At 70.0% G+C, this 21,274-nt stretch carries 19 protein-coding genes and 1 pseudogene; all 20 read left to right on the forward strand.

Features of this window, described 5'->3' with window-relative positions:
- Positions 1–1,523, forward strand: a 1,523-nt coding sequence (locus O3Q52_RS18230; RefSeq protein WP_269649842.1) for a DUF5941 domain-containing protein, incomplete at its 5' end; no start/stop codon positions are given.
- A complete protein-coding gene (locus O3Q52_RS18235; RefSeq protein ID WP_269649843.1) occupies positions 1,520–2,272 on the forward strand; it encodes a phosphocholine cytidylyltransferase family protein in 753 nt (250 codons plus the stop codon). The genes O3Q52_RS18230 and O3Q52_RS18235, both read left to right, overlap by 4 nt.
- Entirely contained in the window at positions 2,260–3,324 is a 1,065-nt protein-coding gene (locus tag O3Q52_RS18240) for an iron-containing alcohol dehydrogenase family protein (protein ID WP_269649844.1), read from the forward strand. Before O3Q52_RS18235 ends, O3Q52_RS18240 begins: the two co-directional genes overlap by 13 nt.
- Positions 3,302–4,081 carry a CDP-alcohol phosphatidyltransferase family protein gene (locus tag O3Q52_RS18245; RefSeq protein ID WP_269649845.1) on the forward strand — a complete coding sequence of 260 codons (780 nt, stop codon included), beginning with the start codon at positions 3,302–3,304 and terminating at the stop codon, positions 4,079–4,081. Before O3Q52_RS18240 ends, O3Q52_RS18245 begins: the two co-directional genes overlap by 23 nt.
- On the forward strand, positions 4,078–4,962 hold the full coding sequence (locus tag O3Q52_RS18250) for a glycosyltransferase family 2 protein (protein WP_269649846.1): 885 nt from the start codon (positions 4,078–4,080) through the stop codon (positions 4,960–4,962). Before O3Q52_RS18245 ends, O3Q52_RS18250 begins: the two co-directional genes overlap by 4 nt.
- A 98-nt stretch (positions 4,963–5,060) precedes the next feature.
- The gene (locus O3Q52_RS18255) at positions 5,061–5,990 is read left to right on the forward strand and encodes an ABC transporter permease (RefSeq protein ID WP_190227418.1); all 930 of its coding nucleotides are present in this window, start codon (positions 5,061–5,063) and stop codon (positions 5,988–5,990) included.
- On the forward strand, positions 5,983–6,762 hold the full coding sequence (locus O3Q52_RS18260; RefSeq protein WP_269649847.1) for an ABC transporter ATP-binding protein: 780 nt from the start codon (positions 5,983–5,985) through the stop codon (positions 6,760–6,762). Before O3Q52_RS18255 ends, O3Q52_RS18260 begins: the two co-directional genes overlap by 8 nt.
- A gap of 374 nt (positions 6,763–7,136) precedes the next feature.
- A complete protein-coding gene (gene hpnC, locus O3Q52_RS18265; protein WP_269649848.1) occupies positions 7,137–8,039 on the forward strand; it encodes a squalene synthase HpnC in 903 nt (300 codons plus the stop codon).
- Positions 8,036–8,986, forward strand: a complete 951-nt coding sequence (gene hpnD, locus O3Q52_RS18270; RefSeq protein WP_269649849.1) for a presqualene diphosphate synthase HpnD — start codon at positions 8,036–8,038, stop codon at positions 8,984–8,986. The genes hpnC and hpnD overlap by 4 nt, the downstream gene beginning before the upstream one ends.
- Positions 8,986–9,126, forward strand: a complete 141-nt coding sequence (locus O3Q52_RS54410; RefSeq protein ID WP_369124171.1) for a DUF6380 family protein — start codon at positions 8,986–8,988, stop codon at positions 9,124–9,126. Before hpnD ends, O3Q52_RS54410 begins: the two co-directional genes overlap by 1 nt.
- Entirely contained in the window at positions 9,123–10,547 is a 1,425-nt protein-coding gene (hpnE, locus tag O3Q52_RS18275; RefSeq protein ID WP_269649850.1) for a hydroxysqualene dehydroxylase HpnE, read from the forward strand. Before O3Q52_RS54410 ends, hpnE begins: the two co-directional genes overlap by 4 nt.
- A complete protein-coding gene (locus tag O3Q52_RS18280) occupies positions 10,544–11,674 on the forward strand; it encodes a polyprenyl synthetase family protein (RefSeq protein ID WP_200394684.1) in 1,131 nt (376 codons plus the stop codon). Before hpnE ends, O3Q52_RS18280 begins: the two co-directional genes overlap by 4 nt.
- 112 nt (positions 11,675–11,786) lie before the next feature.
- On the forward strand, positions 11,787–13,805 hold the full coding sequence (shc, locus tag O3Q52_RS18285) for a squalene--hopene cyclase (RefSeq protein ID WP_269649851.1): 2,019 nt from the start codon (positions 11,787–11,789) through the stop codon (positions 13,803–13,805).
- Positions 13,805–14,449: a 1-hydroxy-2-methyl-2-butenyl 4-diphosphate reductase gene (locus tag O3Q52_RS18290; protein ID WP_269649852.1), complete on the forward strand. Its 645-nt coding sequence runs from the start codon at positions 13,805–13,807 to the stop codon at positions 14,447–14,449. The genes shc and O3Q52_RS18290 overlap by 1 nt, the downstream gene beginning before the upstream one ends.
- Before the next feature lie 5 nt (positions 14,450–14,454).
- Positions 14,455–15,477 carry an adenosyl-hopene transferase HpnH gene (gene hpnH, locus O3Q52_RS18295; protein ID WP_055616155.1) on the forward strand — a complete coding sequence of 341 codons (1,023 nt, stop codon included), beginning with the start codon at positions 14,455–14,457 and terminating at the stop codon, positions 15,475–15,477.
- Between the two features lie 4 nt (positions 15,478–15,481).
- On the forward strand, positions 15,482–16,663 hold the full coding sequence (ispG, locus tag O3Q52_RS18300; protein WP_055616154.1) for a flavodoxin-dependent (E)-4-hydroxy-3-methylbut-2-enyl-diphosphate synthase: 1,182 nt from the start codon (positions 15,482–15,484) through the stop codon (positions 16,661–16,663).
- A gap of 29 nt (positions 16,664–16,692) precedes the next feature.
- Positions 16,693–18,552 (forward strand): annotated as a pseudogene (gene dxs, locus O3Q52_RS18305) (1-deoxy-D-xylulose-5-phosphate synthase); the annotation flags it as partial.
- Positions 18,553–18,833: 281 nt separating this feature from the next.
- On the forward strand, positions 18,834–20,231 hold the full coding sequence (locus O3Q52_RS18310; RefSeq protein ID WP_269649853.1) for an aspartate aminotransferase family protein: 1,398 nt from the start codon (positions 18,834–18,836) through the stop codon (positions 20,229–20,231).
- 236 nt (positions 20,232–20,467) lie between these two features.
- Positions 20,468–21,100, forward strand: a complete 633-nt coding sequence (locus O3Q52_RS18315; protein WP_269649854.1) for a helix-turn-helix domain-containing protein — start codon at positions 20,468–20,470, stop codon at positions 21,098–21,100.
- Positions 21,097–21,222 carry a DUF6126 family protein gene (locus tag O3Q52_RS18320; RefSeq protein WP_055616152.1) on the forward strand — a complete coding sequence of 42 codons (126 nt, stop codon included), beginning with the start codon at positions 21,097–21,099 and terminating at the stop codon, positions 21,220–21,222. The genes O3Q52_RS18315 and O3Q52_RS18320 overlap by 4 nt, the downstream gene beginning before the upstream one ends.
- The last annotated feature ends 52 nt before the right edge of the window (positions 21,223–21,274 follow it).

Consider the following 21,274-nt stretch of genomic DNA (forward strand, 5'->3'; position numbering starts at 1 on the left):
CCCGCGCGCTGCGCACCGCCTCCGACGACGCCTCGAACGGCTCGGTGGTGGTCGGCATCCTCGCCGAGCGGATCGCGGAGGTCCTCGACACCGACCTGCACCGCCCCGAGCTCGGCGAACTCGTCGCCGAGGTTCCGCGGGACCCGCAGGCCCGCAACGAGGCCCGGCAGGCCGTCACCGTCGTGGACGACGAGGCGATCCGGCTGCGTACGGCCGTGAAGTCCCGCGACGGCTTCTTCACGACGTACTGCATCAGCCCGTACTCCCGCTACCTCGCCCGCTGGTGCGCCCGCCGCGGCTTCACGCCGAACCAGGTCACCACGGCCTCGCTGATCACCGCGCTGATCGCGGCGGGCTGCGCGGCGACCGGCACCCGCGCCGGCTACGTCGCCGCCGGACTGCTGCTCCTCTTCTCCTTCGTCCTCGACTGCACGGACGGCCAGCTCGCCCGCTACTCCCTGCAGTACTCCACGCTCGGCGCCTGGCTCGACGCGACCTTCGACCGCGCCAAGGAGTACGCCTACTACGCGGGCCTCGCCCTCGGCGCGGCCCGCGGCGGCGACGACGTATGGGCCCTCGCCCTGGGCGCGATGGTCCTGCAGACCTGCCGGCACGTCGTCGACTTCTCCTTCAACGAGGCGAACCACGACGCCACCGCCAACACCAGCCCCACCGCGGCCCTTTCGGGAAGGCTCGACAGCGTCGGCTGGACGGTCTGGCTGCGCCGCATGATCGTGCTGCCCATCGGCGAGCGCTGGGCGATGATCGCCGTCCTCACGGCCGTCACGACGCCCCGCATCACCTTCTACGTACTGCTGATCGGCTGCGCCTTCGCCGCGACCTACACGACCGCGGGCCGGGTGCTGAGGTCCCTGACCCGCAAGGCACAGCGCACCGACCGGGCCGCCCAGGCCCTGGCCGACCTCACCGACTCCGGTCCGCTCACCGAGTTCCTGGCCCGCCTGACGCGCGGAGTGCGCGTCAGCGGCCCGGCCGCCGTCGCCCTGATCGCCGGTGCACTCGTGGTGGGCGCCTCCTGGCTTTCCCCGTACGGCAGTTGGTGGCCCGTTCTGGGTGCCGGCGTGTACGTCCTGCTGTCGCCCGTGGCCCTGCAGCGGCCCCTGAAGGGCGCCCTGGACTGGCTGGTTCCGCCGTTCTACCGGGCGGCCGAATACGGGACCGTTCTGGTACTGGCGGCCAAAGCCGATGTGAACGGAGCCCTTCCCGCAGCTTTCGGGCTGGTGGCGGCCGTCGCCTACCATCACTACGACACGGTGTACCGCATCCGCGGCAACGCCGGCGCGCCGCCGCACTGGCTGGTGCGGGCGATCGGCGGGCACGAAGGCAGGACGCTGCTGGTCACCGTCCTGGCCGCGCTGCTCACCGCCACAGATTTCAAGGTCGCGCTCACGGCTCTCGCCGTGGCCGTGGCGCTCGTGGTGCTCGTCGAGAGCATCCGCTTCTGGGTGACCGCCCACAAACTCGGCGCACCCGCCGTACACGATGAAGGAGAACCCGCATGATCGGCCTCGTGCTGGCTGCCGGCGCCGGACGGCGTCTGCGCCCCTACACCGACACCCTGCCCAAGGCACTGGTGCCGGTGGGACCCGAGGGCAACGAGGACAGCATCACCGTGCTCGACCTCACGCTCGGCAACTTCGCCGAGATCGGCCTGACCGAGGTCGCGATCATCGTCGGTTACCGCAAGGAAGCCGTCTACGAGCGTCGCGAGGCGCTGGAGCAGAAGTACGGCGTCAAGATCACCCTGATCGACAACGACAAGGCCGAGGAGTGGAACAACGCCTACTCCCTGTGGTGCGGCCGTGACGCCATCAAGCACTCGGTGATCCTCGCCAACGGCGACACCGTGCACCCGGTCTCCGTCGAGAAGACCCTGCTCGCCGCCCGCGGCGACGGTAAGAAGATCATCCTCGCCCTCGACACGGTGAAGTCCCTCGCCGACGAGGAGATGAAGGTCGTCGTCGGCCCCGAGGGCGGCATGACCAAGATCACCAAGCTGATGGACCCGGCCGAGGCGACCGGTGAGTACATCGGCGTCACCCTCATCGAGGGCGACGCGGCCGACGAGCTGGCCGACGCGCTGAAGACGGTCTTCGAGACCGACCCGCAGCAGTTCTACGAGCACGGCTACCAGGAGCTCGTGAACCGCGGCTTCCGCATCGACGTGGCCCCCATCGGCGACGTCAAGTGGGTCGAGATCGACAACCACGACGACCTCGCCAAGGGACGTGAAATCGCGTGCCAGTACTGACGAGGCTCATCCCCTCGCCGGTCGTCGTCGACATCAGGCCGGGGGCGCTCGACGATCTGGCGACGATCCTGTCCGACCAGCGCATCGCGCCCTCCGGCCGCCTGGCCTTCGCCATCAGCGGCGGCTCCGGCAAGGTCCTGCGTGAGCGGTTCGCCCCGGCGTTCCCCGAGGCGGACTGGTTCTGCGACGCCGACGGCACCATCGACGGAGCGGTCCGTCTCGCCGACTCGATCAAGAAGGCCGGCCGTTACGACGCCGTCGTCGGCCTCGGTGGCGGCAAGGTCATCGACTGCGCGAAGTACGCCGCCGCGCGCGTTGGCCTGCCGCTCGTCGCGGTGGCCACGAACCTCGCGAACGACGGTCTCTGCTCCCCGGTCGCCACGCTCGACAACGACGCGGGCCGCGGCTCGTACGGTGTGCCCAACCCGATCGCCATCGTCATCGACCTCGATGTCATCCGCGAGGCTCCGGTGCGATTCGTACGGGCCGGTATCGGCGATGTGATCTGCAAGATCTCAGCCGTGGCCGACTGGGAGCTGTCGCACCGGGAGAACGGCGAGCAGGTCGACGGCCTGGCCGCCGCCATGGCCCGTCAGGCCGCTGAAGCGGTGCTGCGCCACCCGGGAGGTGTCGGCGACGACGCCTTCCTGACGACGCTCTCCGAGGCGCTGGTCCTGTGCGGCATCTCGATGTCGGTGGCCGGTGACAGCCGCCCGGCATCCGGTGCCTGCCACGAGATCAGCCACGCGTTCGACCTCAGCTTCCCCAAGCGCAGTGCCCTCCACGGCGAGCAGTGCGGCCTCGGCGGAGCGTTCGCCACGTTCCTGCGGGGCGACCACGAGACGGCCGGGCACATGACGGAGGTCCTCCACCGCCACGGCCTCCCCGTGCTCCCGGACGAGATCGGCTTCACCGTGGACGAGTTCGTCCAGGTCGTGGAGTTCGCTCCGTCGACCCGGCCGGGCCGCTACACGATCCTCGAACACCTCGACCTGTCCACCGACCAGATCAGGGACGCATACGCCGACTATGCAAAAGCCATCGGTAGCTGAACTCCGCCCGGTCGTCCACCCCCCGGGTGTGAAGGACCGGCGGAGCGGCGAGCACTGGGGTGGCCGGCTCTACATGCGCGAGATCTCGCTGCGCATCGACCGGCACCTGGTGAACACCCGGGTCACGCCCAACCAGCTGACCTACGTGATGACCGTCTTCGGCGTGCTCGCCGCCCCGGCCCTGCTGGTGCCGGGCATCCCGGGCGCCCTGCTCGGCGTACTGATGGTCCAGCTGTACCTGCTGTTCGACTGCGTCGACGGCGAGATCGCCCGCTGGCGCAAGCAGTACTCGATGACCGGGGTGTACGTCGACCGTGTCGCCGCCTACCTGTGCGACGCCGCGGTCCTGGTCGGCTTCGGCCTGCGCGCCGCGGACCTGTGGGGCACCGGGCGGATCGACTGGCTGTGGGCCTTCCTCGGCACCCTGGCCGCCCTCGGCGCCGTCCTGATCAAGTCCGAGACCGACCTCGTCGGGGTCGCCCGGCACCAGACCGGCAAGGAGCCGGTCCAGGAGTCGGCCTCCGAGCCGCGCTCCTCCGGCATGGCGCTGGCCCGCCGGGCCGCCGGCGCGCTCAAGTTCCACCGGCTCGTCCTCGGCATAGAGGCCTCCCTGCTGATCCTGGTCCTCGCGGTCCTGGACACGGTCAGGGACGACCTGTTCTTCTCGCGGCTCGGCGTCGCGGTCCTGGCCGGCATCGCGCTGCTGCAGACCGTGCTGCACCTGGTGTCCATCCTCGCTTCGAGCAGGCTGAAGTGAGCACGGCCATGAAGGTCGGCGCGGTGATCATCACCATGGGCAACCGCCCCGACGAACTCCGTGCCCTCCTCGACTCGGTCGCCAAGCAGGACGGCGACCCGGTCGAGGTGGTCGTGGTCGGCAACGGCTCGCCCGTACCGGACGTCCCCGCGGGCGTACGGACGGTCGAGCTGGCCGAGAACCTCGGCATCCCCGGCGGCCGCAACGTCGGCATCGAGGCGTTCGGCCCAGGCGGAGCCGACGTGGACGTCCTCCTCTTCCTGGACGACGACGGCCTCCTCGCGAACCACGACACCGCGGAGCTCTGCCGCCAGGCCTTCGGGGCCGACCCGGAGCTCGGCATCATCAGCTTCCGCATCGCCGACCCCGAGACCGGGGTCACCCAGCGCCGCCACGTGCCCCGGCTGCGCGCCTCCGACCCGATGCGCAACTCGCGCGTCACCACCTTCCTCGGCGGTGCCAACGCCGTCCGTACGAAGGTGCTCGGCCAGGTCGGCGGACTGCCCGACGAGTTCTTCTACGCCCACGAGGAGACCGACCTCGCCTGGCGTGCCCTCGACGCGGGCTGGATGATCGACTACCGCTCGGACATGGTGCTGTACCACCCCACGACCGCACCCTCGCGGCACGCGATCTACCACCGGATGGTCGCCCGCAACCGTGTCTGGCTGGCCCGCCGCAATCTGCCCGCGCCGCTGGTTCCCGTATATCTCGGCGTGTGGATGCTGCTGACCCTCGCCCGTCGCCCCTCCCGCCCCGCGCTGAAAGCCTGGTTCGGTGGTTTCAAGGAGGGCTGGACCAGTCCGTGCGGCCCCCGGCGCCCCATGAAGTGGCGTACGGTATTGCGCCCGACCAGACTGGGCCGGCCACCCGTCATCTGACAAGCTCGAAATCTGAGAGCATTCGGGCCGTACCCCGGTCCCTGGCTTTGGCCTACGCCCGACCAGGCTGCGTATCTTGAGGACGAAAGTTTCCACTTGTGAGTGAGACAACGCATGACGGTGGTGTCGCGGTGAGCGCCCCTCCGTCGCCCGATGAAGGGCTCTCCGCGGCGGACCTCGCCGCCAAGTACGGGCTTGCCGTCAGCGGCGCCCGGCCCGGACTCGTCGAGTACGTCCGCCAGCTCTGGGGACGGCGTCACTTCATCCTTGCCTTCTCGCAGGCGAAGCTGACCGCCCAGTACAGCCAGGCCAAGCTCGGCCAGCTCTGGCAGGTGGCCACACCGCTGCTGAACGCACTCGTGTACTTCCTGATCTTCGGCCTGATCCTGGGCGCCGACCGCGGCATGCCCCAGGAGGTCTACATCCCGTTCCTGGTGACGGGCGTCTTCGTCTTCACCTTCACGCAGAGCTCGGTGATGGCGGGCGTCCGCGCGATCTCCGGCAACCTCGGCCTGGTCAGGGCGCTGCACTTCCCGCGGGCCGCGCTGCCGATCTCGTTCTCGCTGCAGCAGCTCCAGCAGCTGCTCTTCTCGATGATCGTGCTCTTCGTCGTGGCGGTCGGCTTCGGCAGCTACCCGGGCCTGTCCTGGCTCCTGATCGTCCCGGTGCTCGCCCTGCAGTTCCTCTTCAACACCGGCCTCGCGATGATCATGGCCCGGATGGGCGCCAAGACCCCGGACCTCGCGCAGCTCATGCCGTTCGTGATGCGTACGTGGATGTACGCGTCCGGCGTGATGTTCTCGATCCCTGTGATGCTGGAGAAGCACCCCGCCTGGATCGCCGACATCCTCCAGTGGAACCCGGCCGCCATCTACATGGACCTGATGCGCTTCGCGCTGATCGACGGTTACGGTTCCGAGAACCTGCCCCCGCACGTGTGGGCGGTCTCGGCCGGCTGGGCCCTCCTCGTCGCCGTCGGCGGATTCGTGTACTTCTGGAAGGCTGAGGAGCGCTACGGCCGTGGCTGAGGAAAACACCGTGGGCCAGATCCCCACCGTCATCGCGGACGAGTTGCACATCGTCTACCGGGTCAACGGCGCCAAGACCGGCAAGGGCAGCGCCACCGCGGCCCTCAGCCGCATAATCAAGCGCGGCGAGGACCGCGGCGTCCGCAAGGTGCACGCCGTACGCGGTGTCTCCTTCAAGGCCTACCGGGGCGAGGCCATCGGCCTGATCGGCTCCAACGGCTCCGGCAAGTCCACCCTGCTGCGGGCCATCGCGGGACTGCTCCCCGCCGAGAGGGGGCACGTCTACACCGACGGCCAGCCCTCGCTCCTCGGCGTCAACGCGGCCCTGATGAACGACCTCACGGGCGAGCGGAACGTCATCCTCGGCGGGCTCGCCATGGGGATGTCCCGCGAGCAGGTCCGGGAGCGCTACCAGGACATCGTCGACTTCTCCGGCATCAACGAGAAGGGCGACTTCATCACCCTGCCGATGCGCACCTACTCCTCCGGCATGGCCGCCCGTCTGCGTTTCTCCATCGCGGCGGCCAAGGACCACGACGTCCTGATGATCGACGAGGCCCTGGCGACCGGCGACCGCTCCTTCCAGAAGCGCTCCGAGGCCCGGATCCGCGAGCTGCGCAAGAGCGCGGGCACGGTCTTCCTCGTCAGCCACAACAACAAGTCGATCCGTGACACGTGCGACCGCGTCCTGTGGCTGGAGCGCGGCGAGCTGCGCCTGGACGGCCCGACCGACGAGGTCATCAAGGAGTACGAGAAGTTCACGGGCAAGTAGCCCGAATCGCTCAGGGCCCCGTCGGAACGTTCCGGCGGGGCCCTGCGTCTGCAAAGGAAACGCCAACTCTGGGCGTCCTTAGGAATCTTGACGCCAATCGGTGTGTTGTTGTGATGTGCAGGACACCCCGACGAGGCATGCCGGGTTGTACAACGTAAGCTGTACCGGTGCTGATTCGCGGCAAGTAGGGCGATAATGCGCGACACCCGGCATAGGGTCTGCTGCGCGGACGACCGGGCGGCGTGTCCGAAATAGTCTGTATTGGGTCGGCAGTGTAGAACGGGAGATGTGACGGCAATGGCTACGGAAACTCTCCAGCTCAGCTGTGCGCGTGCCGTCTTCGCTTGTGCCGTTCCCGGCCCGGGCAGTGAGCGGTGACGCCAGCCGGGACGGCGCGCGCCGGTGACCCGGAGCGCAGCACCCTGGACAAGGCCACGGACGAGAACTTCCCCGTGGCGCCGTTCTTCCTGCCCAGGGCCTGGCGCGCCGACCTCATGGCCGTGTACGGCTTCGCCCGCCTGGTCGACGACATCGGTGACGGAGACCTGGCCCCCGGCGGTGCCGACGCCCGCCTCCTGGGTGTGTCCCCGGAGGAGGCCGAGGACCGGCTGCTCCTCCTCGACGCCTTCGAGACCGACCTCCACAGGGTCTTCGACGCGACCCCGCGCCACCCGCTCCTGCGCCGCCTCCAGTCGACGGTCCGCCGCACCGGGCTGACCCCCGAGCCCTTCCTCGGCCTGATCGCGGCGAACCGCCAGGACCAGCTCGTCAAGCGGTACGAGACCTACGACGACCTCGTCGCCTACTGCGAACTGTCCGCGAACCCGGTCGGCCGTCTGGTCCTCTCGGTCACCGGCACCTCGACCCCCGAGCGGGTCCGCCGCTCCGACGCCGTCTGCACGGCACTGCAGATCGTCGAGCACCTCCAGGACGTGGCCGAGGATCTGGACCGCGACCGTGTCTATCTGCCCGCCGAGGACATGAAGCGCTTTCATGTCCAGGAGGCGGATCTCGCCACGGCCACGGCAGGCGCATCGGTGCGCGCACTGGTTGCATACGAAGCAGAACGCGCCCTGAACCTCCTGAATGAAGGCACCCCCCTCGTGGGTAGCGTCCACGGCAGGCTGAGGCTGCTGCTCGCGGGCTTCGTTGCAGGAGGAAGGGCGGCAATCCGTGCGATTGCCGCCGCCGAATACGACGTACTTTCCGGCCCGCCCAAGCCCGGCAAGATCCAGTTGCTGCGCGAGGTGGGAGTGACTCTGCGAGGAGAGGGGTGATCCGGACCGTGGAGGCTCCGCCGCACATGTCCGCACCGGTACTCGCCGCATACAGCTACTGCGAGGCGATCACCGGGCAGCAGGCCCGCAATTTCGCGTACGGCATCAGACTGCTGCCGACGCCCAAGCGCCGCGCCATGTCGGCGCTGTACGCGTTCTCGCGCCGCGTCGACGACATCGGGGACGGCACGCTCGCTCCCGACGTCAAGGCCGCGCGCCTCGAAGACACCCGGGCGCTGCTCGCCCGGGTCCGCGACCGCTCCGTGGACGAGGACGACACCGACCCGGTCGCGGTCGCCCTCAGACACACGGCGGACCACTTCCCGGTCCCGCTCGACGGCCTGGACGAGCTGATCGACGGCGTCCTCATGGACGTCCGCGGCGAGACCTACGAGACCTGGGACGACCTCAAGGTCTACTGCCGCTGCGTGGCCGGGGCCATCGGCCGCCTCTCGCTGGGCGTCTTCGGTACGGAACCGGGGGCGCGCGGCGCCGAGCGGGCGCCCGAGTACGCCGACACGCTCGGGCTCGCGCTGCAACTCACCAACATCCTCAGGGATGTTCGCGAGGACGCGGAGGACGGGCGTACCTATCTTCCAGCGGACGACCTGGCGAAATTCGGCTGCTCGGCCGGCTTCGACGGAGCGTATCCACCGGCCGGCTCCGACTTCGCGGGCCTCGTCCACTTCGAAGTGCGACGGGCCCGCGCGCTTTTCGCGGAGGGCTACCGGCTGCTGCCCATGCTGGACCGCCGCAGCGGCGCCTGCGTCGCCGCCATGGCCGGCATCTACCGCCGCCTCCTCGACCGTATCGAGCGCGAGCCGGAGGCCGTCCTGCGCGGCCGTGTCTCGCTGCCCGGTCGCGAGAAGGCGTACGTCGCCGTGCGGGGCCTTTCCGGTCTCGACGCCCGGCACGTCTCGCGCCGAACCATCAGGAGGCGCGCTTGATGGACACTTTGGGCCAAGATGACGCAAGTCCCGGGAAACGGCGCGCAACCCTCCGGTCGGGGACCGCGTCCCTGACTTCAACGGCCGACCGTGCACTGTTCGATCAGCACGGCCCGGCCTCGGGGGAAGGTGCACGATGAACGACACGACGCAGGACGAGGGGCTCGACGCGGATCCGCGGAGCCGCCCGGCGACGGCCGTGGTGGTCGGCGGGGGGCTCGCCGGAATCACCACCGCGCTCGCGCTCGCCGACTCCGGGGTGCGCGTGACGCTGGTGGAGGGCAGGCCGCGCCTCGGCGGGCTGGCCTTCTCCTTCCAGCGCGGCGCTCTCACCGTTGACAACGGCCAGCATGTGTATCTGCGCTGCTGCACCGCGTACCGCTGGTTCCTCGACCGCGTCGACGGAGCAGAGCTTGCTCCCCTGCAGGATCGTCTCGACGTGCCCGTTCTCGACGCGGAGGCGAAACCCGGACGCAGACTCGGCAGAATCGGCCGCACGGCTCTGCCCGTACCGCTGCATCTCGCCAGAAGCCTCGCGACGTATCCCCATCTGTCGCTCGCCGAGCGCGCCAAAGTAGGACGTGCCGCGCTGGCCCTCAAGGGCCTCGACCTCGCGGATCCGGCGCTCGACGCGCAGAACTTCGGCACCTGGCTGGCCGCGCACGGTCAGTCGGAGCGTGCCATCGAGGCACTGTGGGACCTGGTGGGGGTCGCCACCCTCAACGCGGTCGCCGGCGACGCGTCGCTCGGGCTCGCCGCGATGGTGTTCAAGACCGGTCTGCTGTCCGATCCGGGCGCGGCCGACATCGGCTGGGCTCGCGTCCCGCTGGGTGAACTGCACGACCGGCTGGCCCGCAAGGCGCTCGACTCCGCGGGCGTCCGTACCGAACTCCGGACACGGGTCACCTCCATCTCCCTCAACGAGAACGGGCGTTGGAGCGTTCAGGTTCCCGGCGAGACGCTCGACGCCGACGCGGTCGTGCTCGCCGTACCGCAGCGCGAGGCCCACGGTCTGCTGCCCGACGGCGCCCTCGACGCCCCTGAACAGCTCCTCGACATCGGTACGGCGTCGATCCTCAACATCCACGTCGTGTACGACCGCAAGGTGCTCAGCCGGCCGTTCTTCGCCGCGCTCGGCTCGCCGGTGCAGTGGGTCTTCGACCGGACCGAGGCGTCCGGGCTCTCGGGCGGCCAGTACCTCGCGCTGTCGCAGTCGGCCGCGCAGGACGAGATCGACGAACCCGTCTCGGCACTGCGCGAGCGGTACCTGCCGGAGCTGGAGCGGCTGCTGCCCGGCACCCGCGGCGCCGAGGTCCGGGACTTCTTCGTGACCAGGGAGCGCACGGCGACGTTCGCTCCGACCCCCGGCGGCGGGCGGCTGCGGCCCGGCGCCCGTACCAAGGCACCCGGCCTCTACCTGGCCGGCGCGTGGACCGCCACAGGGTGGCCCGCGACCATGGAGAGTGCGGTCCGCAGTGGCGTGAGTGCGGCGGACGCCGCGCTGAGCGCCCTGGGCCGGCCCCGCGATCACCTCTTCGAGCTCTTCGAGGAGGCGGCGTGACGCTCGAACTGAGCGCGGCGGGCCCCCGCACCCCCCGTATCACCACAAGAGGAGAGACTGTGCCCACTGTGCCCCCGGCATCGACGGCTGCCGACGCGGTGGACGTGACCGCGCTCCTGGAGCGCGGCCGGACCCTGGCCACTCCGGTACTGAGGGCGGCCATCAACCGCCTCGCCCCTCCCATGGACACCGTCGCCGCCTACCACTTCGGCTGGATCGACGCCGAAGGCAACCCCGCGGAGGGAGACGGCGGCAAGGCCGTACGTCCCGCCCTCGCCGTCATGTCCGCCGAGGCCGCCGGCGCGGCCCCCGAGGTGGGCGTGCCGGGCGCGGTCGCCGTTGAACTGGTGCACAACTTCTCGCTCCTGCACGACGACCTGATGGACGGCGACGAGCAGCGCCGCCACCGTGACACCGTCTGGAAGGTGCACGGCCCAGCCCAGGCCATCCTCGTCGGCGACGCCCTGTTCGCGCTGGCCAACGAGCTGCTCCTGGAGCTCGGCACGGTCGAGGCGGGCCGGGCCACGCGCCGCCTGACCACCGCCACCCGCGCCCTGATCGACGGCCAGGCGCAGGACATCTCCTACGAGCACCGCGACCGGGTCAGCGTCGAGGAGTGCCTGGAGATGGAGGGCAACAAGACGGGCGCCCTGCTCGCCTGCGCCTGCTCCATCGGCGCGGTCCTCGGCGGCGCCGACGACGTCACCGCCGACACGCTGGAGAAGTACGGCTACCACCTCGGCCTCGCCTTCCAGGCCGTCGACGACCTGCTCGGCATCTGGGGCGACCCGGTGGCCACCGGCAAGCAGACCTGGAGCGACCTGCGCCAGCGCAAGAAGTCCCTGCCGGTCGTGGCCGCGCTCGCGGCGGGCGGCCCGGCCTCCGAGCGCCTCGGCGAACTGCTCGCCGAGGACGCCAAGAGCAGCGACTTCGAGAACTTCTCCGAGGAGGAGTTCGCCGCGCGCGCCGCGCTCATCGAGCAGGCGGGCGGCCGCGAGTGGACCGCGCAGGAGGCGCGCCGCCAGCACACCATCGCCATCGAGGCGCTCGACACGATCCTCATGCCGGACCACGTACGGGCCCAGTTCGTGGAGCTCGCCGACTTCGTCGTCGTACGAAAGAGATGATCACTATCGGTCGAATAAGCCTCGCGTAGTCGCCGGCCGGTGCCGCGGGAGAACGAGCACCGGCCGACGGCGGACCCACAGCAGAGACATGCCACTGCACGAAGGGGAAGCCATGACAGCGACGACCGACGGAAGCACCGGGGCCCTGCCGCCCCGGGCAGCCGCGGCCAGCGAAACCACACAAGTCACGACTCCCGAGGCGGCCGGGACAGTCGACCCCCGAGACGCCGCCGAGCGCGCGATACTGCGCGCCACCGACTTCCTGCTCTCCACGCAGGACGCCCAGGGCTGGTGGAAGGGCGACCTCGAGACCAACGTCACGATGGACGCCGAAGACCTGCTGCTCCGCCAGTTCCTGGGGATCCGCGACGACGCGACCACCCGCGCCGCCGGCCTCTTCATCCGAGGCGAGCAGCGCGAGGACGGCACCTGGGCCACCTTCTACGGCGGACCGGGCGAACTCTCCACCACCATCGAGGCGTACGTCGCCCTGCGGCTGGCCGGTGACGCGCCGGACGAGCCGCACATGGCGAGGGCGTCCGCGTGGATCCGCGAGCGGGGCGGCATCGCCTCGGCCCGGGTCTTCACCCGGATCTGGCTCGCCCTGTTCGGCTGGTGGAAGTGGGACGACCTGCCCGAACTCCCGCCGGAGCTCATCTACTTCCCCAAGTGGGTGCCGCTCAACATCTACGACTTCGGGTGCTGGGCGCGGCAGACCATCGTGCCGCTCACCGTCGTCTCGGCGAAGCGTCCGGTACGGCCCGCGCCGTTCCCGCTCGACGAGCTGCACACCGACGAGAACAACCCGAACCCGGTCAAGCCCCTTGCCCCCGTGGGGAGTTGGGACGGGGTCTTCCAGCGGCTCGACAAGGCCCTGCACGCCTACCGCAAGGTCGCACCGCGCCGACTCCGCAGGGCCGCGATGAACACCGCCGCCCGCTGGATCATCGAGCGGCAGGAGAACGACGGCTGCTGGGGAGGCATCCAGCCGCCCGCCGTGTACTCGATCATCGCGCTGCACCTGCTGGGCTACGACCTCCAACACCCGGTGATGCGCGAGGGGTTGGCGTCCCTCGACCGGTTCACCGTCTGGCGCGAGGACGGGGCCCGAATGATCGAGGCCTGCCAGTCGCCGGTCTGGGACACCTGCCTCGCGACCATCGCGCTCGCCGACGCGGGCGTGCCCGCCGACCATCCGCAGCTGGTGAAGGCCGCGGACTGGATGCTCGGAGAGGAGATCGTCCGCCCGGGGGACTGGGCGGTCAAGCGGCCCCATCTGCCGCCGGGCGGCTGGGCGTTCGAGTTCCACAACGACAACTACCCCGACATCGACGACACCGCGGAGGTCGTCCTCGCGCTGCGCCGCGTCAAGCACCACGACCCGGAGCGCATGGAGAAGGCCATCGGGCGCGGGGTGCGCTGGAACCTCGGCATGCAGTCGAGGAACGGCGCGTGGGGCGCCTTCGACGTCGACAACACCAGCCCCTTCCCCAACCGGCTGCCGTTCTGCGACTTCGGCGAGGTCATCGACCCGCCGTCCGCCGACGTCACCGCGCACGTCGTGGAGATGCTCGCGGTCGAGGGGCTGTCCCACGACCCGCGCACCCGCCGCGGCATCGAGTGGCTGCTCGCCGAACAGGAGGCGAACGGCTCCTGGTTCGGCCGCTGGGGCGTCAACTATGTATACGGAACAGGGTCGGTGGTGCCCGCGCTGGTCGCCGCCGGACTGCCCGGATCGCATCCCGCGATCCGCCGGGCCGTGGCGTGGCTGGAGACCGTGCAGAACGACGACGGCGGCTGGGGCGAGGACCTGCGCTCCTACCACGACGTCGCCGAGTGGAGCGGGCGCGGCGCCTCGACCGCCTCCCAGACCGGGTGGGCGCTGCTGGCGCTGCTCGCGGCCGGGGAGCGCGACTCCAAGGCCGCCGAGCGCGGTGTCGCGTGGCTCGCGGAGACCCAGCTGGCGGACGGCTCCTGGGACGAGCCGTACTTCACCGGTACGGGGTTCCCGTGGGACTTCTCGATCAACTACCACCTCTACCGGCAGGTCTTCCCGCTCACCGCGCTCGGCCGGTACGTCAACGGCGAACCGTTCGCCGACCGGCAGGGCTCCTTCGGCAGGGCGAGCTGATGAGCACGGCACCGGGCGCCGCCCCGCTGCTGATCGCGTGCGCGCTCGGCATCGAGCAGCTCGCCCTGCGCACCGGCGGCGACCGGGGCAGCGCCGACGGCCCGGTCACCGTGCTGCGTACGGGCATGGGGCCGGGTGCCGCCGAACGGGCGGTCACCCGGGCCCTGGCCGGCCCCGCGCTGAGCGGGGCGGCCGTGCTGGCCACGGGCTTCTGTGCCGGGCTCGCCCCCGGTATGCACCCGGGGGACCTGGTCGTCGCCGACGAGACCCGGGACCCGCGTGGCACCACGCCCTGCGTGGGCACCGAACTGCTCGTCAAGGAACTGGCACGCGCCCTGCCGGGGCGCACCGTCCACACGGGGCCGCTCACCGGCTCCGATCACGTCGTCCGCGGTCAGGAACGGTCGGAACTGCTCGCGACTGGCGCGATCGCGGTCGACATGGAGTCGGCGGCCACACTCCACAGCGCCGTCCGCGCGGGCATGCGCCCGGTTGCGGCCGTCCGGGTGGTCGTGGACGCTCCAGAACATGAACTCGTCCGGATCGGCACGGTGCGCGGTGGAATATCAGCCTTCCGCGTTCTTCGTGCCGTTCTTCCAGCTTTCTTCGAATGGCACCGTTCTTTGCTGCTCCCCAGGAGGTGAGCCAGATGGCCATGCCGCTCCGCCAGACCATCAAGGTCGCGACGTATCTCTTTGAACAGAAACTGCGCAAGCGGGACAAGTTTCCGCTGATCGTCGAGCTTGAACCGCTCTACGCCTGCAATCTGGCATGCGAGGGCTGCGGCAAGATCCAGCACCCGGCCGGAGTGCTCAAGCAGCGCATGCCGGTGGCCCAGGCCGTCGGGGCGGTGCTGGAGTCCGGTGCGCCGATGGTGTCCATCGCCGGCGGCGAACCCCTGATGCACCCGAAGATCGACGAGATCGTGCGGCAGCTGGTGGCCAGGAAGAAGTACGTCTTCCTGTGCACCAACGCCATGCTGATGCGCAAGAAGATGGACAAGTTCACGCCCTCGCCGTACTTCGCGTTCGCCGTGCACATCGACGGCCTGAAGGAGCGGCACGACGAGTCCGTGGCGAAGGAGGGTGTGTTCGACGAGGCCGTGGAGGCCATCAAGGAGGCCAAGAAGCGGGGCTTCCGGGTCACCACCAACTCGACTTTCTTCAACACCGACACCCCGCAGACGATCATCGAGGTCCTCAACTTCCTCAATGACGACCTGAAGGTGGACGAGATGATGATCTCGCCCGCGTACGCCTACGAGAAGGCGCCCGACCAGGAGCACTTCCTGGGCGTCGAGCAGACCCGCGAACTGTTCAAGAAGGCCTTCGCGGGCGGCAACCGGCGGCGCTGGCGGCTCAACCACTCCCCGCTCTTCCTGGACTTCCTGGAGGGCAAGGTCGACTTCCCGTGCACGGCGTGGGCGATCCCCAACTACTCGCTCTTCGGCTGGCAGAAGCCCTGCTACCTGATGAGCGACGGATACGTCACGACGTACCGGGAACTCATCGAGGACACCGACTGGGACTCCTACGGCCGCGGCAAGGACCCGCGCTGCGCCAACTGCATGGCGCACTGCGGCTACGAGCCGACCGCCGTCCTGGCCACCATGGGCTCCCTCAAGGAATCCCTGCGGGCCGCCCGCGACACCGTCTCCGGAAACCGCGGGTGACGTCATGACCGCCATCTCCTTGGGCCTCCCCGAGGTACCGGTCCGGCCGATCGCGGAGCGCCGTGTGTCGCGGCAGATCCAGGTCGGACCGGTGGCGGTCGGGGGCGGGGCACCCGTGTCCGTCCAGTCGATGACGACGACGCGTACGTCGGACATCGGCGCCACCCTGCAGCAGATCGCCGAACTCACCGCGTCCGGCTGCCAGATCGTCCGCGTCGCCTGTCCCACACAGGACGACGCGGACGCGCTGGCCACCATCGCGCGCAAGTCGCAGATCCCGGTGATCGCGGACATCCACTTCCAGCCGAAGTACGTGTTCGCCGCGATCGAGGCGGGCTGCGCGGCGGTCCGCGTGAACCCGGGCAACATCAAGCAGTTCGACGACAAGGTGAAGGAGATCGCGCGCGCCGCGAAGGACCACGGCACGCCGATCCGGATCGGCGTCAACGCCGGTTCGCTGGACCGGCGGCTGCTCCAGAAGTACGGCAAGGCCACGCCCGAGGCACTCGTGGAGTCGGCGCTGTGGGAGGCGTCGCTCTTCGAGGAGCACGGGTTCCGGGACATCAAGATCTCGGTCAAGCACAACGACCCGGTCGTGATGGTCAACGCCTACCGGCAGCTGGCGGCCCAGTGCGACTATCCGCTGCACCTCGGCGTGACCGAGGCGGGCCCGGCCTTCCAGGGCACCATCAAGTCCGCGGTGGCCTTCGGGGCGCTGCTCGCCGAGGGCATCGGGGACACCATCCGGGTCTCCCTGAGCGCGCCGCCCGCCGAGGAGTGCAAGGTCGGCATCCAGATCCTGGAGTCGCTCAATCTCAGGCAGCGGCGGCTGGAGATCGTGTCCTGTCCCTCCTGCGGGCGGGCCCAGGTCGACGTCTACAAACTGGCCGACGAGGTCACGGCCGGCCTGGAGGGCATGGAAGTGCCGCTGCGCGTCGCGGTCATGGGCTGCGTCGTCAACGGACCGGGAGAGGCCAGGGAGGCGGACCTGGGGGTCGCCTCCGGCAATGGCAAGGGCCAGATCTTCGTCAAGGGCGAGGTCATCAAGACCGTGCCCGAGTCGAAGATCGTGGAGACCCTCATCGACGAGGCGATGAAGATCGCCGAGCAGATGGAGGCGGACGGCGTCGCGTCAGGCGAGCCGGAGGTCACGGTGCCGGGGCAACCCACCGTCACCGCGAGTTAGCTGCAGCACGGACCGAGAGGGGGCCGAGCGTGACGATTCTGGAGAGCATCCGGGGACCACGCGACCTGAAAGCGCTGTCCGAGGCGGAGATAGGTCAACTGGGCGACGAGATCCGTGAGTTCCTGGTGCACGCGGTCGCCAGGACCGGCGGTCATCTGGGGCCCAACCTGGGGGTGGTGGAACTCTCCATCGCGCTCCACCGGGTCTTCGAGTCGCCGGTCGACCGCATTCTGTGGGACACCGGCCATCAGAGCTACGTACACAAGCTGCTGACGGGACGTCAGGACTTCTCCAAGCTGCGCGGCAAGGGCGGCCTGTCCGGCTACCCGTCGCGCGAGGAGTCCGAGCACGACATCATCGAGAACAGCCACGCGTCCACCGCGCTCGGCTGGGCCGACGGGCTCGCCAAGGCCCGCCAGGTGCAGGGGGAGAAGGGGCACGTCGTCGCGGTCATCGGCGACGGCGCCCTCACGGGCGGCATGGCATGGGAGGCGCTGAACAACATCGCGGCCGCCAAGGACCGGCCGCTGATCATCGTCGTCAACGACAACGAGCGCTCGTACTCGCCGACCATCGGCGGCCTCGCGAACCACCTGGCGACGCTGCGGACCACCGACAGCTACGAGAAGGTCCTGGCCTGGGGCAAGGACGTGCTGCTGAGCATGCCCGTCGTCGGCGGCACCCTCTACGAGTCGCTGCACGGCGCGAAGAAGGGGTTCAAGGACGCGTTCGCGCCGCAGGGCATGTTCGAGGACCTGGGGCTGAAGTACGTCGGGCCGATCGACGGGCACGACGTGGGCGCGGTGGAGTCGGCGCTGCGGCGCGCGAAACGCTTCCACGGGCCCGTACTCATCCACTGTCTGACGGAGAAGGGGCGCGGCTACGAGCCCGCGATCGCCCACGAGGAGGACCACTTCCACACCGTCGGTGTGATGGACCCGCTCACCTGCGAGCCCCTCGCGCCCTCCAACGGCCCTTCCTGGACCTCGGTGTTCGGCGACGAGATCGTACGGATCGGGGAGGCGCGCGAGGACGTCGTCGCGATCACGGCGGCCATGCTGCACCCGGTGGGACTCGCGAAGTTCGCGGAGAGGTTCCCCGACCGGGTGTGGGACGTCGGCATCGCCGAGCAGCACGCGGCGGTCTCCGCGGCCGGGCTCGCGACGGGCGGACTGCATCCGGTCGTCGCGGTGTACGCGACCTTCCTGAACCGCGCCTTCGACCAGCTGCTGATGGATGTCGCACTGCATCGCTGCGGAGTGACGTTCGTGCTGGACCGGGCTGGTGTCACGGGAGTTGACGGAGCGTCACACAACGGCATGTGGGACATGTCCATCCTCCAGGTCGTGCCGGGGCTCAGGATCGCCGCGCCGCGCGACGCCGACCAGCTGTGCGCCCAGCTGCGCGAGGCGGTCGCGGTGGACGACGCCCCGACCCTGATCCGGTTCCCCAAGGAGTCGGTGGGGCCCGTCGTTCCGGCGGTCGACCGGGTGGGCGGCTTGGACGTCCTGCATCGAGGCGAGCGGCCCGAAGTGCTCCTCGTGGCCGTCGGTGTGATGGCGCCGGTGTGTATCCAGGCGGCCGAACTGCTGGAGGCGCGGGGCGTCAACTGCACGGTTGTGGACCCGCGTTGGGTCAAGCCGGTCGATCCCGCGCTGCCCGGCCTCGCCGCCGAGCACCGTCTGGTCGCCGTCGTCGAGGACAACAGCCGGGCGGCCGGCGTGGGCGCGGCGGTCGCGCTCGCCCTCGGAGACGCCGAAGTCGATGTGCCCGTACGGCGGTTCGGGATCCCCGAGCAGTTCCTCGCGCACGCCAAACGGGGTGAGGTGCTCGCCGACATCGGTCTCACACCGGTCGAGATCGCGGGGCGGATCAGCGCGAGCCTGGCCACTCAGGAGGCGCGCTCGACGGTCACGGAGGCCGAACCCGCGGTCGAGGGACAGGTTCCCAAGGGGCAGGTCCCCAAGGGACAGGGCTCCGAGGCGCGCCGGGCCGTGAACGGGCAGGCCGCTGAGGGGAAGGCCCCCGCGTCGGGCGGCTCGAAGGCGCGGTCCGCCGGGCAGGGCGCTTCAGGTGCTTCAAGGGCGCAGCCCGCCAGGCAGCGCGTCGCGAAGAGGCAGACCGCCAAGAAGCCGGCGGGCAAGGAGCACGCGTCCAAGGAGAAACAGGAATGACGACCAGCAAGTCCCAGGAGTTCGACCTCGCCGGCCTGCTCGCCGAGCGCGGAGCCGAGCGTTACGAGCTGCATGCCAAGCATCTGAACCACCAGCTGCCGCGCATGCTGCACACCATCGGCTTCGACAAGGTCTACGAGCGGGCCGAGGGCGCGTACTTCTGGGACGCGGACGGCAACGAGTACCTGGACATGCTGGCCGGGTTCGGGGTGATGGGCCTGGGCCGCCATCACCCCGTCGTCCGCAAGGCGCTGCACGACGTCCTCGACGCCCAGCTCGCCGACCTCACCCGCTTCGACTGCCAGCCGCTGCCCGGGCTGCTGGCGGAGAAGCTGCTCACGCACAGTCCGCATCTGGACCGGGTGTTCTTCGGCAACAGCGGTACCGAGGCCGTCGAGACCGCGCTGAAGTTCGCCCGGTACGCGACCGGGAAGCCGAGGGTCCTGTACTGCACCCACGCCTTCCACGGTCTGACCACCGGCTCCCTGTCCGTGAACGGCGAGGACGGCTTCCGGGACGGCTTCGCCCCGCTGCTGCCCGACACGGCGGTCCCGCTCGGTGATCTCGACGCGCTGGCAAGGGAGTTGAGGAAAGGTGACGTCGCCGCGCTGATCGTCGAGCCGATCCAGGGCAAGGGCGTGCACGAGTCGCCGCCCGGATATCTGCGCGCCGCGCAGGAGTTGCTGCGCAAGCACAAGGCGCTCCTCATCGCGGACGAGGTGCAGACCGGGCTCGGCCGGACCGGGGACTTCTACGCCTACCAGCACGAGGACGGTGTGGAGCCGGACCTGGTGTGCGTGGCCAAGGCACTTTCCGGCGGGTATGTGCCCGTCGGGGCCACCCTCGGCAAGGACTGGATCTTCAAGAAGGTCTACTCGACAATGGACCGCGTCCTCGTGCACTCCGCGAGTTTCGGGGCCAACGCGCAGGCCATGGCGGCGGGCCTCGCCGTGCTGTCGGTCATGGAGAACGAGCAGATCGTCGCCAACGCCCGGGCCACGGGGGAGCAGTTGAAGTCCCGGCTCGCGGCGCTCGTCGACAAGTACGAGCTGCTGAGCGATGTGCGCGGCCGTGGGCTGATGATCGGCATCGAGTTCGGACGGCCCAAGTCGCTGAAGCTGCGCAGCCGTTGGACGATGCTGCAGGCCGCACGGAAGGGGCTGTTCGCCCAGATGGTGGTCGTGCCGCTGCTCCAACGGCACCGGATCCTCACCCAGGTCTCCGGCGATCACCTGGAGGTCATCAAGCTGATTCCGCCGCTTGTCGTCGGCGAGCGGGACGTCGACCGGTTCGTGGAGGCCTTCACCGCCGTGATGGACGACGCGCACAGCGGGGGCGGCCTGATGTGGGACTTCGGGAAGACACTGGTGAAGCAGGCGGTCGCCAACCGGTAGGTTCCTCTGCCGCGGACCGGCCTTGTCGCCGCGGACCGGCTTCGGCACCGGAGTCGGGCCTGGGAGCCGTGGCCCGGCCTGGGCATCGTGGACCGGCCCGGGCGTCGTGGACCGGCCCGGGCGTCGTGGACCGGCCCGGGCGTCGTGGACCTGCCTGCGTGCCGTGGGCTCGCCTCGATTTTGCCTCTGAGGTAAGAAATTTGCCTCAGAGGTAAGCCTCCGGCTCAATGGAGGACATGAACCCTGTCGAGGGTACGAGCCCTTCCGAGCCGGGGGCGGCCGACGAGCTGCCCGCGGTAGCACCTCAGCTGCGTGCGCTGCGGCGCCGTGCCTCCCTCACCCTGGAGTCCGCGGCCCGCGCCGCCGGGCTCTCGCCCGCGCATCTGTCCCGTCTGGAGACCGGACAGCGCCAGCCCTCGCTGCCGATGCTGCTCGCGCTGGCCCGCATCTACGGTACGACCGTCTCCGAGCTGCTCGGCGAGACGGTCGCCGAGCGGGACGCCGTCGTGCGCGCCGACGACATGGAGCCCACCCGGGCCGGTGGCTGGACGTACTGGCAGGCCGGTGCGGCCGGACGCGGCATGCAGTCCCTGCGCGTGCACGTCCCCTACGGAGCCCAGGGCGACATCGTGCGGGTCCACCCCGGAGAGGAGTGGCTGTACGTCCTTGAAGGACGGCTGCGGCTGCGCCTCGGGGACACCGCGCACGTCCTGGAGCCCGGCGACAGCGCTCACTTCGACTCGCTGACCCCGCACCGGATCGCCGCCGCGGACCGGGACGGGGCCGAGTTCCTCTTCGTACACACCCTGCTGCAGAGCCCCACGGCCACGCTGTGCCTCGGGCCGACGACCCCTGGAGAGACGTCATGAAGGACATGGAGGAGAAGTTCCCGCGCGCTCTGTGGGTGCGGCTGATCATCTACGTGGCGGTCGGGCACATCTTCGCCGCCTTCATCTACCTGTTGTTCTCGCTCGGAGCACAGGGGCAGTAGCGGTAGCTGCCCCTGAGGAGGGGAGCCGGGCGGGCGGGTCGGCCGGATGGAG

This window comes from Streptomyces sp. ActVer, assembly GCF_027270795.1.
Lineage (GTDB): Bacteria > Actinomycetota > Actinomycetes > Streptomycetales > Streptomycetaceae > Streptomyces > Streptomyces umbrinus_A.